We start from the raw sequence: 14068 nt of genomic DNA, 5'->3' as shown, positions 1-14068 counted from the left end.
CCATGACCGACGCGCCCGCGCCCGTGCCCGCCGAGACGACCGACGAAGAGGTCATCGAGCAGAAGGCCGTCCGACTCGCCAAACGAGAGCGCCTCCTGTCCGAGCGATCGGATGCCGCGGGCGGGGCCTACCCCGTCGCGGTCCCCGTCACCGACACGATCCCCGCACTTCGCGAGCGCTACGCCGCGCTCGAGGCGGGCGAGGAGACCGGCGCGGTCGCCTCCGTCGCTGGACGCATCGTGTTCAGCCGCAACACCGGCAAGCTCTGCTTCGCCGCCCTCCAGTCGGGTGACGGCAGCCGCATCCAGGCCATGGTGTCGCTCGCCGAGGTGGGCGAGGAGTCGCTGCAGTCGTGGAAGGAGCTCGTCGACCTCGGCGACCACGTCTCCGTCACCGGACAGGTCATCTCTAGCCGCCGTGGCGAACTGTCGATCATGGTCACCGAGTGGGCGATTGCGGCGAAGGCGCTGCTGCCGCTGCCGAACCTGCACTCCGAGCTGAGCGAGGAGAGTCGGGTGCGTTCGCGCTTCCTCGACCTCATCGTGCGCGACACGGCCCGCGAGACCGTCGTCGCCCGCGCCAAGGTCAACGCGTCGCTGCGCCGCACGTTCGACGCGCACGGCTTCCTCGAGGTCGAGACCCCCATGCTGCAGGTGCAGCACGGTGGTGCCGCGGCCCGCCCGTTCACGACGCACTCGAACGCCTTCGACACCGAGCTCTACCTGCGCATCGCGCCCGAGCTCTTCCTCAAGCGCGCCGTGGTCGGCGGCATCGACCGGGTGTTCGAGATCAACCGGAACTTCCGCAACGAAGGCGCTGACTCCACGCACAGTCCCGAGTTCGCGATGCTCGAGGCGTATCAGTCGTACAGCGACTACAACGGCATCGCCGACCTGACGCAGGAGCTCATTCAGAACGCGGCGGTCGCCGTGTCGGGGTCGACGACGGTCACGTGGGCCGACGGCACCGAGTACGACCTCGGCGGGCAGTGGGACCGCATCTCGATGTACGACTCGCTCTCGGATGCCGCGGGTCGCACCATCACGCCCGAGACCCCGGTCGCCGAGCTCGCCGCTCTCGCCGCAGAGGTCGGCGTCGAGGTGCCCGAGAAGATCGCGACGCACGGCAAGTTCGTCGAGGAGCTGTGGGAGCACTTCGTTAAGGGCGGTCTCGAGCGGCCGACGTTCGTCATGGACTTCCCGCTCGACACCTCGCCCCTCGTGCGCGAGCACCGCAGCATCGCGGGTGTCGTCGAGAAGTGGGACCTCTACATCCGCGGCTTCGAGCTGGCCACGGGTTACTCCGAGCTCGTCGATCCCGTCATCCAGCGCGAGCGCTTCGTCGAGCAGGCGAAGCTCGCCGCGAAGGGAGACGACGAGGCGATGCGCGTCGACGAGGAGTTCCTTCGCGCCCTCGAGCACGGCATGCCGCCCACCGGCGGCATGGGCATGGGCATCGACCGCCTCCTCATGGCCATCACGGGCCTCGGCATCCGCGAGACGATCCTCTTCCCGCTCGTCAAGTAACCGGCTCGCCCCGCCCTGCCGGCATCCACTCACCGACATCATGTCCTCTCGCCGAGTGCACATGTTCTGCGCGCGCATGACGTGTGGTTTCGGCGAGAGGACATGATCCGGACGGGTGGGGCGGCAACGCACCCAACGTCTTCCCGCGCGCGGGTACGCCGACGCGCCGAGACTGTCAACCCCTTCCGTTCGCGAGCCTGAACCGGTTTAGTGGAGGCTGTCCGCTGACGAAGGAGTGATCGGATGCCGCAGCAGACCCGCCCGACGATCGCCGACGTGGCGCGCGCCGCCGGCGTGAGCAAGGGGCTCGTCTCGTTCGCCCTCAACGACCGTCCCGGTGTCGCGCCCGACACCCGTGCCCGCATCCTCGCCGCCGCCGCGGACCTCGGGTGGACGCCAAGCCTCAGCGCCCGTTCTCTCAGCGTCGGCCGCGCCTTCGCGTGCGGCCTGGTCATCGGGCGGAGCCCCGACGTGATCGCCGCCGACCCCTTCTTCCCCTCCTTCATCGCGGGTCTGGAAGACGAGTTCTCCGTCACCGGCCAAGCGCTCGTGCTCGCCGTCGCCACCCCCGGGCGCCAAGAAGCCGAGACCTACCGCGCCCTGGCGGCCGACCGTCGCGTCGACGGCGTCATCCTCACCGACATCCGAGCCTCCGACCCGCGGGTGGAGCTCGTGCAGCACCTCGGGATCTCCGCCGTCACGCTCGGCGTCCCCGACGTGGCATCCCCGTTCACCTCGGTGTCGGCCGACGACGGGGCGGGTATCCGCCTGGTCGTTGCGCACCTCGCCGCCCTCGGCCACCGTCGCGTCGCGCACGTTGCCGGTCCCGAGGGCATGCTGCACGCGCGTCGCCGGCACCACGCGTTCCGAATAGCAGCGGATGCCGCAGGGTTCAACACCCGCACCGTCGAGACCGACTTCAGCGCAGCGGGCGGTGCTCGCGCGACCGCGGCGCTGCTGGATTCCCCCGAGCCGCCGACCGCCATCGTCTATTCGAACGACAGCATGGCCGTCGCCGGCATCGGCGTCGCCCACCAGCGAGGGCTTCGCGTTCCGGGCGACCTGTCGATCACCGGCTTCGACGACACGGAGATCGGCCGCTACATCCACCCCGCCATCACCACGGTGGCCACCGATGCCCGCGGCTGGGGCGCGACGACCGCCCGCGCCCTGCTGGCCGCGATCGCCGGCGACGAACCCCGGCACATCGACCTCGCCGACCCGACCCTCACCGTCCGAGCCTCCACCGGCCCGGCCCCCACCCCCGCGGCCTGAGGCCGCACCGACGAAGGAGATCGACATGCGACGACGCATCCTCATCACCGCCGCAGCAGCAAGCGGCGTCCTCGCCCTCACCGCCTGCGGCGGCGGAGGCGGTGGCGCAGGCGGCGACCTCGAAGGTCGCGGCGACATCACCATCTGGTACTCCAACAACGAAGCGGAGATCGCCTGGGGCAAGCAGATGGTCGAGGCGTGGAACGCGGAGAACCCCGACGAGCAGGTGAAGGCGCAGGAGATCCCCGCCGGCGCATCAAGCGAAGAGGTCATCGGCGCGGCCATCACCGCCGGCAACGCGCCATGCCTGGTCTTCAACACCTCGCCCGCCGCCGTGCCCGGCTTCGAACGGCAGGGAGGACTCGTCAACCTGTCCGACTTCGAGGACGGCGACGACTACATCACGGCCCGCAGCGGCGAGCTCGCCGACCAGTACCGGTCCGAGGACGAGGGCTTCTACCAACTGCCGTGGAAGTCGAACCCCGTGATGATCTTCTACAACAAGGCCATGTTCGAGGAGGCGGGTCTCGACCCCGAAAACCCGAAGCTCTCCACGTACGACGAGTTCCTCGAGACCGCGCGGACGCTGAAGGATGCCGGAGTCGCCGACTACGCGATCAACCCGGCGCCGACGAGCGAGTTCTTCCAGTCGTGGTTCGACTTCTACCCGCTGTACGCCGCCCAGACCGGTGGCACGCAGCTGGTCGAGGACGGGAAGGCCACGTTCGACGACGAGAACGGCAAGGCCGTCTCGGACTTCTGGCGCACCCTCTACGAAGAGCAGCTCGCCGGGAACGAGCAGTACCAGGGCGACGCGTTCGCCGACGGCTACGCCGCCATGGCAATCGTCGGGCCCTGGGCGGTCAGCGTGTACGGCGACTCCGTCGAGTGGGGTGCCGTCCCCGTCCCGACCGAGGCGGGCACCGCTCCCGAAGAGACGTGGACCTTCAGCGACGCGAAGAACATCGGCATGTTCACGGCCTGCGAGAACAAGGCCACCGCGTGGGACGTCCTCAAGTTCGCGACCAGTGAAGAGCAGGACGGCGCATGGCTTGAGGAGACCGGCCAGATGCCGCTGCGCCAGGACCTCACCGGCACCTACCCCGAGTATTTCGAGGCGAACCCGGCCTATGAGCAGTTCGGCGACCAGGCCGCCCGCACCGTCGAGGTTCCCAACGTCACCAGCTCGGTCGAGATCTGGCAGGCGTTCCGCGACGGCTACTCCAAGTCCGTCATCTTCGGCGAGACGCCGGTCGACACGTTCCTGACCGACACCGCAGCCGAGGTCGACGAGCTCGCCGCGGGGTGAGTGACGTGGCATCCGATCTCCTTCCGGGTCGCGCCGGGTCGGACCCCGGTGCGACCCCGGAGCCGGGGCGCCGCGCGGGCGACGCCCCGGCCGCACCCCGGCGCGCGGGCCTGCTCCGGCGACTGCTCGGCGCGCAGCCCCACGGGCTGCTGTTCTCAGCGCCATACATCGCGTTCGTCCTCGTGGTCTTCGCCTACCCCGTCGTGTTCGCGGTGTGGATGTCGTTCCAGGACTACTTCTTCGCGGCACCCGGTGCGCAGGTCGACCGCCCGTTCGTCGGGCTGGAGAACTACGTCACCGCGCTGAGCGACCCCGAGGTGTGGCGCTCGTTCGGCAACGTCGGGATCTTCCTCGTGATCAACGTGCCGCTCACCGTCGTGCTGTCGATCCTGCTGGCGACCGCGCTCGACCGCGTCACGAAGGCGCGCACGTTCTTCCGGGTGAGCTACTACGTGCCGTACGTGACCGCCTCGGTGGCCGTCGTCGCGGTCTGGCTGTTCCTGTTCTCGCGGGGCGGGCTCGTCAACAACGTGCTCGGGCCGCTCGCCCCCGACCCGTCGTGGCTCGTGAACTCCGCGCTCGCCATGCCCACCATCGCGCTGTTCGTGACGTGGAAGGGGCTCGGGTTCTACATCCTGCTGTACCTCGCGGCCCTGCAGAACGTGCAGCGCGAGCTCTACGAGTCGGTGTCGGTCGACGGCGGCGGCAAACTGCGGCAGTTCTTCTCGGTCACCGTGCCGAGCGTCCGGCCGGCGACGCTCCTCGTCGTGCTCCTCGCGACCATCACCGGCGCGAACCTCTTCACCGAGCCGTACCTGCTGACCGGTGGCGGCGGCCCCAACGGCGCCTCGACCTCGCCGGTGCTGCTCATGTATCAGCGCGGCATCGAGCAGCAGAACCCCGACGTGGCGGCCGCGATCGGCGTCGTCCTCATCGTGTTCGTGCTGGCCATCGCCGCGCTGCAGCGGAAGTTCGTGGGAGGTGAGGAGCGATGAAGCGGGCACTCGGCTCGAAAATCGCGATGTACACCGCGTTGTCGATCGGCGCGCTCGCGTTCCTCTTCCCCTTCTTCTACATGATCGTCGGATCGCTGCAGACGAACGTCGACCCCAGTCCGGCGGGGGCCTTTCCCAACCCGTCGAACCTGACGCTCGACAACTACAGCGCCATCAACGGCCGGATCGATCTGCTCCAGGGACTCGCCAACTCGGGCATCTTCACGGGCGGGGTCATCCTCGGCACCGTGGTGTTCGGTGTGCTCGCCGGCTACGCGCTGGCCGTGCTGCGGTGGCGCGGTCGCGGGGCGACGTTCGCTCTCGCCCTGCTCGTGCAGGTCGTCCCGTTCCAGCTGCTGATGATCCCGCTGTACGTGATGATCGCCCGCGACTATGGGCTCGCCGACAGCTACCTCGGCATGATCCTGCCGTTCTTCATCAACTCGACGGCCGTGATCATCTTCCGGCAGTACTTCCTGCAGCTCCCGAAGGAGCTGTTCGACGCGGCGCGCATCGACGGCGCGGGGGAGTTCCGCCTGCTCTGGAACGTCGCGCTGCCGCTCGTGCGCCCGGCGCTCCTGACGGTCGTACTGCTCACATTCATCGGCCCTTGGAACGAGTTCCTGTGGCCGTTCCTCATCACGAAGGATGCCGCGATGCAGCCGCTCGCGGTGTCGCTGGCGAACTTCATCTCCAACGTCGCGGCATCCACCGCCAACCCCTTCGGCGCGATGATGGCGGGCGCCGTCGTGCTCGCCGCACCCGCAGTGGCGCTGTTCCTCGTGTTCCAGCGCTACTTCACCTCCAATGACCTCGGATCCGGAGTGAAAGGATGACCATGCCCCCGGAAACCCCCACCGTCCCCTACCGCCTCACGCGCATGGGGATCGTGATGACCCCCGCGCCCGGCGACCCGCTGGAGGCCGAGGGTGTGCTCAACCCCGCGTCCGGGCGGGGACCAGACGGGACGCTGTACCTGCTTCCCCGTCTGGTCGCCGAGGGCAACGTCTCGCGCGTCGGCCTCGCCCGTGTCGTCGTCGAGGACGGCGTCCCGGTGGGCGTGGAGCGCGAGGGGATCGTGCTCGAGCCTGACCGCGGCTGGGAGCGGGGCGTGGGCAACGCCGGCACCGAAGACCCGCGCACGACGTGGATCGAGGCCCTCGGCATCCACGTCATGACCTACGTCGCGTACGGGCCGCTCGGGCCGCGGACCGCCGTCGCCGTCTCGGCGGACCTCCGCGACTGGAAGCGGCTGGGTCCTGCACTGTTCCGCTACCAGGACGACCTCGACATGGACCTGAACCTGTTCCACAACAAGGACACCGTGTTCTTCCCCGAGCCGGTGACGGCGCCCGACGGGCGCAGGGCGCTCGCCGTCCTGCACCGCCCCATGTGGGACCTCGGCGAGACGAAGCCCGGGCAGGGCGTGCGCGTGCCGGCGGGTGTCGAGGACGAGCGCCAGTCGATCTGGATCAGCTACGTCCCGTTGGATGCCGTGGAGGCCGACATCTCGGCCCTGACGCTGTGGGAGCAGCACCGCTTCGTGGCGGGGCCGGAGTTCGACTTCGAGGCGCTCAAGATCGGCGGGGGACCGCCGCCCCTCCGGGTTCCCGAGGGGTGGCTCGTGCTGCACCACGGCGTCACCGGTGTCATCGACAGCGCGTTCTCGCAGCAGCAGCGGGTGAACTACGCGGCCGGCGCGCTCCTGCTCGACGCCGATGACCCATCCCGGGTCGTCGCCCGCACTCCGGAGCCGCTGCTGGCGCCGGAGACCGACGACGAGCGCAGCGGAATCGTGCCCAACGTCGTCTTCCCCACGGCCATCGAGGAGATCGACGGTCGGCACTTCGTGTTCTACGGCATGGCCGATTCCAAGATCGGCGTCGCCCTGCTGGAGCGCACCGACTGACCGTCGCACCGAAGCGAAAGGAACGACCCTCATGTCCACCTCCGCACAACGTCGTGCGCGCACCGTCGGACTCGCCGCGGCGGCAGCACTGGCTCTCACCGTCCCGCTCGGGGCGACAGCCGCGGCAGCCGCGCCGCCCGCGGCCTCCGCCGCCGTGCGGGCAGAGGCCGCCGCGCGGGCAGAGGCTGCACCCGCCGCCGCACCGGCGGACGCCCCGGTCACCAATCTCGACCACCTCGACTTCCTGCTCGATGAAGCCACGCCGCCCGCGGGTGTTGACGGCCACACCACCTACCGTCTCGAGGAGGAACCGGCGCTCGTGATGCCGTGGACCTATGCGGACGCCCGGCCGGGCGGCACGTTCGAGCGGGTCGGCGGCGGTCCGCTCGACCCGGCCACGGGGTACTGGGGTCAGGGTGCGTACAACGCCGACGACATCACGCGCGCCGCCGTCGTCTACATCCGTCACTGGCAGCAGACCGGCGACGATGAGAGCCGCGACACCGCCTACCAGCTTCTGCGTTCGGTCGCGTACTTCCAGACCACCGAGGGACCCGACGCCGGCAACGTCGTGCTCTGGATGCAGCCCGACGGCACGCTCAACCCCTCCGCGGAGCCCGTCGAGCTGCCGGACCCGTCCGACAGCGGGGAGAGCTACTGGCTCGCCCGGACGCTCTGGGCGCTCGGTGAGGGCTATGCCGCGTTCAAGGACGAAGACCCGGAGTTCGCGTCGTTCCTCGACGACCGGTTCGACCTGTCCCTCGATGCGCTCGAGCGTCAGGTTCTCACCCGGTACGGCGAGTGGACGGTCTCCGACGGCAAGCGTGTGCCGGCCTGGTTGATCACCGACGGAGCCGACGCGTCGGCCGAAGCGGCGCTCGGGCTCGCCGCCCGGGTCGAGGCCGGACCCGACGGCGCGTCAGCGACCGCGCTGCGTCAGTTGGCGAAGGGCATTGCGGCCATGTCGGAGGGGTCGGTGCGGGAGTGGCCGTACAACGCGGTCCTGCCGTGGGCCCAGTCGCGCGCGATCTGGCACGCGTGGGGGTCGCAGATGCCGGCGGCGCTCGCCGCGGCATCCGCTGCCCTCGATGATCGTTCGCTCCCTCGTCCCGCCGTGGCGGATGCTGCGTCGTTCACGACGACTCTGCTCACCGCGGGAGGGCCCGACAACGGCTGGAATCCGAGTCCGTTCGATCGGGTGCAGATCGCGTACGGGGCGGACTCGCGCGTGCAGTCGCTCCTTGGTGTCGCGGAGGTGACCGGGTCTCAGGGCTTCGCCGACCTCGCCGCGCTGCAGGCTGCGTGGTTCTTCGGTGCGAACCACGCCGGTGCGCAGATGTACGACCCCGAGACGGGCGTCACCTACGACGGCCTGCAGCCCGATGGCACGGTCAACCGCAACAGCGGGGCGGAATCCACCATCCACGGGCTCCTCACCGCTCTGGCGCTCGACGCGAATCCCGCCGTGAAGGAGCACACGCTCGGTCTGACCGAGGTGGTCGACCGCGACGGCCTCGAGTGGGTCGAGGCCGAGGACGCCCTCTCGACTGACGGCGACATCGCCACGCCGGAGTCGTGGACGGGGGAGTCGAGCTGGTCGCGCGACGCCCTCACCCTGACGCGGGGCGAGCACGCTGTGTTCGACATCGGTCGCGACAGGACGGCGCGCTGGGTCGAACCGGTGATGTGGACGGACGAGGGGGCGAAGAGCGCATCGACGTGGCGAGCCGGGCGCGGTGTCGTCAGTCAGCTCCGCCTCACCGGTCCTGAGCAGGGCATTTCGCCTGCGCCCGGTGTCCTGCTTCCCCACGCGCTGCGCACCGTGGTCCCCGGTGACCGCCGGCAGCTGCGGGTGGATGTCACTCGCGGAGCGGCGGAGCTCGACGGGCTGATCGTGCGCCCGCTGGTCTCTCGCCTCGTGCTCGGAGGAGCCGACGCCCGGACCGAGCTCGTGCACTCCGCGGCCGTCACGCCTCAGCGGGTCGGTGTCGGTGCGGGCGAGGTCGCTGTCTATGACGCCCGCGGCCGGGAGATGCACGCGAAGGTCGTGAGGGGGACAATCACGCTGCCCGCGGGCGGTTTCGCGATCATCGAGCGGTGAGGGCTCCGCCGGTGGCCTCGGGTGGGTGAGGTCACCGGCGGAACGCCCAGTCCGGCAGATGCGACGCGGCCACGAAGGATCGCACGATGTCCGCCAGGCCGTGGTGTCGCTCCTGCGCCAGTGCCGCCGACGCGTAGGTGCCCGCATGCGTCGAACGGCCGAGTGCCCAGGCGAGCCAGGCCGCCGTGGCGAGTGGTCCGGCGCGCAGCTCCTCGGGCGCGATCGCCGCGATGTGGCGCACGAGGGTCAGCGCGGTCTCGAGCCGGTCCGGGTCGGGGCGGGAGCCCTCCCCCCACATCACGCAGCCGAGGTCGCTCGGGTACTCCTCGCCGTCCTCCCAGCGACGCTGGGCCTCAAGGGCACGGTCGCCGCCGCGTCGGTCGCTCGACCACTGGACGATCGCCACGTCGCGCAGCGACGGCCGCGCCAGGCACCACACCAGAAGCGCGCCGCGAAGCGGGTCGAGATCATCGACATCCCAGCGGAGGGCGTCCTCGTAGAGGGCGGGCAGGTCATCGAGCGCGCAGGCGGCTTCGAGTGCCGCCGGTTCGAGACGCTCCGGCGGATCGGCGAGGCTCGGGATGCCGCAGATCAGGGTCAGCGCCGCCTCGAGGGAGGCGACCGCAGCGGGGATCGCCGCTACCACCGCGTCGTCGACGTCGGGCAGTCGCGCGCCCGAGGTCTGATCGCCGGGCGGCGGCATCCGTGCCGACAGCTCGGCGAGGTCGTTTCCTCCCGACGGCAGATCCGCCGACCGGTGGGACCCCCACCCGTCGCCGGCGACCGTCAGGGCGTCCGTGACGCCGAGACCGCAGGCGTCGGCGGAGCGCGAGAGCGCAGCCATCAGCTCGGCCTCGGGCAGTCCCGCCCGCGCGGACGCGAACGTGTAGGCGACGGCGACGAAAGCCTCGGCCGTGGGGATGCGGCACACCATGCCGACGATGCTCGACGCCACGGCATCCACATCGGCGTCATCGGGCGGCAGATCGACGCGCATCGCGCCGAGGCTCCGGCCGTCGGCCATCGGCACGACGACGAGACTCTCGGTCGGGGTGTACCCGAGGAGACGGGGGACGAGGGACAGGAACTCGGCGGCGTCGGCCGCTCTCACGATGGTGGACATGCACCGAGGGTGGGCCACGGCAAGACCCGATAACCGAGACGGTGCTTCAGCCAGGAACGCCCCCGCCCGAGGCCGCCTGGGGAGGAAGCGGTGCACTCGCGCCGTGCGCGGGGAACGCCGGGTCGGAGGCCGATTACGATAGAGGTATGGACGAGTACCTCACCGCCGTCATCTGGGCGATCCTGCCGACGGTCGTGGTTCTCGGGCTCCTCATCTTCGTGCTCCGCAGCATCCTGCGCATGGACCGCAATGAGCGGAAGGCGTACGCCAAGGTCGAGGCCGAGGAACGTCGACGCCGCGGCCTCGCCCCCCGCGACGAAACGGCCGGTTGAGAGCCTAAACGCCCCGTTTCTGGGCACTAGGCTGGCCGGAACACCCTGGGGGACCCGTGATCAGCATCAGCGTCGACTGGACCTGGACGTGGTGGGTCGTCCTCGTCATCGTCTTCGACCTGTCCGTGCGCGTCATCGCGGTGCTCATCGTCCCGCCCGGGCGCCGTCCGACGGCGGCGATGGCGTGGCTGCTCGCGATCTACTTCATCCCGCCGCTCGGCATCCTTCTCTTCCTCCTCATCGGGAACCCTCGCCTTCCCCGGAAAAGGCGCAAGGAACAGGAGGCGATCAACGACGCCTTCAGATCGGCGAGCGAGGGGATCGACTTCGGCACGCTGCGCCCCGACGCGCCGGTGTGGTTCGAGCAGCTCGTGGACCTCAACCGCAAGCTCGGCGCTCTTCCGATGGCCGGCGACAACGGCGCGCAGATCATCTCGGACTACCAGGGCAGCCTCGACACGATGGCGTCGGAGATCGACCGCGCCACCCGGTACGTGCACGTCGAGTTCTACATCCTGCAGTCGGACGGTGCGACCGACGGGTTCTTCGCGGCGCTCGAACGCGCCGCGGCGCGAGGTGTGACCGTCCGGGTGCTGCTCGACCACTGGGCGAACCGCTGGAAGCCGAACTATCGGGCGACGATCGCCCGCCTCGAGCGGATGGGTGCCGAGTGGCGGCTCATGCTTCCGGTGCAGCCGCTCAAGGGGAAGTACCAGCGCCCCGACCTCCGCAACCACCGAAAGCTCGTCGTGATCGACGGTGTCATCGGGTTCATCGGGTCGCAGAACGTCACCGATCGCAGCTACAACCTGAAGACCAACCTGCGACGTGGCTTGCAGTGGGTGGACCTGATGGTGCGCGTCGACGGCCCCGTCGTGGCATCCCTTTCCGCAGTCTTCGTGTCTGATTGGTATGGGGAGACCGGCGAGGTGTTCGCGGTCGAATCGGACTTCTCGACGGATGCCGGGACGGGTGATCTCGACTGTCAGATCGTCCCGAGTGGACCCGGCTTCGAGTACGAGAACAACCTGAAGCTGTTCATGAGTCTGATCTTCGCCGCGAAGCACCGCATCGTGATGGTCAGCCCCTACTTCGTCCCCGACGAGGGACTCCTGCTCGCGATCCAGACGGCCTGCCATCGCGGTGTCGAAGTCGAACTCTTCGTCTCCGAAGAGGGCGATCAGGCGATGGTCTACCACGCACAGCGCAGCTACTACGAGCAGCTGCTGGCGACCGGTGTGAAGATCTGGATGTACAAGAAGCCGTTCATCCTGCACTCCAAGTCGATGTCGATCGACGACGAGGTTGCCGTCGTGGGCTCGAGCAACATGGACATGCGCTCGTTCGGTCTGAACCTCGAGGTCACGATGCTCGTGCGCGGTGCCGAGTTCGTCGAGCAGCTCCGCACGGTCGAGAACCAGTACCGCGGCATGTCGCGGGAGCTCACGGTCGAGGAGTGGGAGAAGCGACCGCTGCGCTCGATGATCCTCGACAACCTGGCGCGGCTGACGTCCGCATTGCAGTGAGACGATCCGGCGGCCGGTGACACTTCCCGAGTGGATGCCGCGGCATCCCTCTTCCGGAAGGACCCCCGTCATGCGCCCTCGCCTGCTCGCCGCCCTTGGCGGAACCGTCGTGCTCCTCGCCGCCCTCGTCGGGTGCGCGACCCCGGGTGCAGCCGGTCCCGGCGGCTCGGTTCCCGACGGAGGCGCGGCTGACTCCGCGCCCGCGTGGGAGGTGGATGCCGGCTGGATCGCCGGGGGAACGATGATCGCCGTGGTGACCTACGGGAGCTCGTCGTGCGCACCCGTGCTCGGCGAGGTCGCGGAGGTCGACGGCGTCGTGGACGTCACCCTGCGCGATCCGGAGGCCGAGGCGTGCACGGACGACCTCGTGCCCCAGCCGCTGGCGGTGCCCGTGCCCGCCGGCGTCGAGCCGCGGGACGGTGCGCGCGTCACGGTCTCGCTCGGCGACGCGCGGGGCGACATCGACCTGCCGGCGTACACGGGTGACCCGGTCGAGGAGTTCACCCCGTCGGCCGGGTGGGTCGGCGACGATGCGATCGCCCTGCTGACGTGGGGATCGTCGAGCTGTCGGCCGATCGTCGAATCGGTGTCGGTGAAATCCGCGGCATCCGTCGTCGTCACGTTCGCCACGCCGGATGCGGATCAGGTCTGCACGATGGACATGGCACCGCAGCTGACGGTCGCTCAGCTGGACCCTGATGTCGAGGTCGATCGCGACGCGACCGTGACGCTCGGCGTGCTCGACGCGGCCGAGACGGTCTCCATCCGCTGACGCGGGTGGGCGGGGTTCCGGGGACCCGATCGGTCGTTTGCGCGCGGCATGCGCGGCAGATCGGGTCCCTGGAACGGGAGCCGCCTTTGCTCCGGGGACGCGTCTGGTCGTCTGCCGCTGACAGACACGGCAGATCGCGTCCCCCGAACGGGCGCCGAGCGTCCTCCCCAACTCGTCCGTTCGAGACTGCGTCCACGTCTCCCGAGAATCCTCCGATCGCACGGTCATCACGGCGTGAGCATCGGCGCATGGAGCCTCGACCATTGCCCCCGGCTCTCGGATCCGTGTTCTCTGTGAAGGCGGCGACGGATGCCGGTGTCTCGCCGCGTCGGCTCCGCGCGCGCGACCTCGACCGGCCGTTCCGTGGCGTACGAGTGCAGTCGACGACGGTGCCGACGGATGCCGAGGGCGACCACGCGCTCCGAGCGCTCGCCTACGCCGTGGTGCTGCCCGACGGGCATTTCTTCAGCCATCTGACCGCCGCAGTCCTGTGGGGTCTGCCGCTGCCTGCGTCGGCGTTCCGGCCAAATGCGGTGGATGTCGCCGTCCTCGCGCCCAGCCGCACACCGAGGAGCGCGCGCATTCGAGGGCACCGGATGGTTCAGGCCTCGACTCGGGTGTGCGTTCACCCGCAGCTCGGTGTGCCGCTGCTCGCCCCGGCATCCACCTGGGCGAGCCTCGCGGCGGTGCTCCCCGACGTCCGTGACCTCGTCGCCGTCGGCGATGCGATCGTACGGGTGCCGATGTTCCGCGGCGATGGGCCGGCGCTCGCGACGATCGACGACCTCGCCGCTGCGGCGTCGGGGCGGCGGGTCGGTGTCGAGCGGTTGCGAGCTGCACTGCCGCTCGTGCGGGAGCGGTCGGCATCCCGCCCCGAGACGTGGTGTCGTCTCGCGCTGATCGACGGCGGTCTTCCGGAGCCGGAACTCAACTGGAACGTCGTCGTCGACGGTCGGCTGCTGGCGTGCGTGGATCTCGCCTACCCGCGCCACCGCGTCGCCGTCGAGTATGACGGAGAGCACCACCGGGCTGACGCGCGGCAGTGGTCGCGCGACATCGAACGTCACGAGGCGCTCGCCGCGGCGGGCTGGGTCGTCATCCGGGTCACGAAGCAGCACCTGTTCGCGGATGCCGCAGGTCTCGTCGCCCGTGTGCGGCGTGCGCTCGCACGTCGCTGACCGCTCCCGCCCGTGGTTCCGG

At 69.9% G+C, this 14068-nt stretch carries 12 protein-coding genes; 11 read left to right on the top strand and 1 reads right to left on the bottom strand.

What is annotated here, in order from left to right; translation table 11 throughout:
* The first annotated feature begins 2 nt into the window (after positions 1-2).
* From lysS to BKA24_RS00160, 7 genes are all read left to right on the top strand, one after another.
* Complete coding sequence (gene lysS / locus BKA24_RS00190; RefSeq protein WP_184214129.1) at positions 3-1526, top strand: lysine--tRNA ligase; 1524 nt, start codon at positions 3-5, stop codon at positions 1524-1526.
* A gap of 243 nt (positions 1527-1769) precedes the next feature.
* Positions 1770-2801, top strand: a complete 1032-nt coding sequence (locus tag BKA24_RS00185) for a LacI family DNA-binding transcriptional regulator (RefSeq protein WP_184214127.1) — start codon at positions 1770-1772, stop codon at positions 2799-2801.
* Between the two features lie 25 nt (positions 2802-2826).
* Positions 2827-4110 (top strand): extracellular solute-binding protein, encoded by a 1284-nt coding sequence (locus BKA24_RS00180; RefSeq protein WP_184214125.1) that lies wholly within the window; start codon positions 2827-2829, stop codon positions 4108-4110.
* A gap of 5 nt (positions 4111-4115) precedes the next feature.
* Positions 4116-5105, top strand: a complete 990-nt coding sequence (locus tag BKA24_RS00175) for an ABC transporter permease subunit (protein WP_184214123.1) — start codon at positions 4116-4118, stop codon at positions 5103-5105.
* Positions 5102-5941 (top strand): carbohydrate ABC transporter permease, encoded by an 840-nt coding sequence (locus tag BKA24_RS00170; RefSeq protein WP_184214121.1) that lies wholly within the window; start codon positions 5102-5104, stop codon positions 5939-5941. Before BKA24_RS00175 ends, BKA24_RS00170 begins: the two co-directional genes overlap by 4 nt.
* Positions 5942-5943: 2 nt before the next feature.
* Positions 5944-7014 (top strand): glycoside hydrolase family 130 protein, encoded by a 1071-nt coding sequence (locus BKA24_RS00165; RefSeq protein ID WP_184214120.1) that lies wholly within the window; start codon positions 5944-5946, stop codon positions 7012-7014.
* A 31-nt stretch (positions 7015-7045) separates the two neighbouring features.
* Positions 7046-9115 (top strand): hypothetical protein, encoded by a 2070-nt coding sequence (locus BKA24_RS00160; RefSeq protein ID WP_184214119.1) that lies wholly within the window; start codon positions 7046-7048, stop codon positions 9113-9115.
* 31 nt (positions 9116-9146) lie between these two features.
* Here BKA24_RS00160 and BKA24_RS00155 read toward each other — a convergent pair whose 3' ends face one another.
* Positions 9147-10238 carry a DUF4192 family protein gene (locus BKA24_RS00155; RefSeq protein WP_184214118.1) on the bottom strand — a complete coding sequence of 364 codons (1092 nt, stop codon included), beginning with the start codon at positions 10236-10238 and terminating at the stop codon, positions 9147-9149.
* 146 nt (positions 10239-10384) lie between these two features.
* Here BKA24_RS00155 and BKA24_RS00150 point away from each other — a divergent pair, with 146 nt between their 5' ends.
* The 4 genes from BKA24_RS00150 (at position 10385) to BKA24_RS00135 (ending at position 14046) form a co-directional block, all read left to right on the top strand.
* Positions 10385-10570: a hypothetical protein gene (locus tag BKA24_RS00150; protein WP_184214117.1), complete on the top strand. Its 186-nt coding sequence runs from the start codon at positions 10385-10387 to the stop codon at positions 10568-10570.
* Positions 10571-10626: 56 nt separating this feature from the next.
* Complete coding sequence (gene cls, locus BKA24_RS00145; RefSeq protein ID WP_184214116.1) at positions 10627-12096, top strand: cardiolipin synthase; 1470 nt, start codon at positions 10627-10629, stop codon at positions 12094-12096.
* Between the two features lie 70 nt (positions 12097-12166).
* Positions 12167-12868 (top strand): hypothetical protein, encoded by a 702-nt coding sequence (locus tag BKA24_RS00140; protein ID WP_184214115.1) that lies wholly within the window; start codon positions 12167-12169, stop codon positions 12866-12868.
* Positions 12869-13116: 248 nt separating this feature from the next.
* Entirely contained in the window at positions 13117-14046 is a 930-nt protein-coding gene (locus BKA24_RS00135) for an endonuclease domain-containing protein (RefSeq protein WP_184214113.1), read from the top strand.
* The last annotated feature ends 22 nt before the right edge of the window (positions 14047-14068 follow it).

The organism is Microbacterium marinum (assembly GCF_014204835.1).
GTDB lineage: Bacteria > Actinomycetota > Actinomycetes > Actinomycetales > Microbacteriaceae > Microbacterium > Microbacterium marinum.
This window is presented reverse-complemented; position numbering and strand designations above follow the sequence as displayed.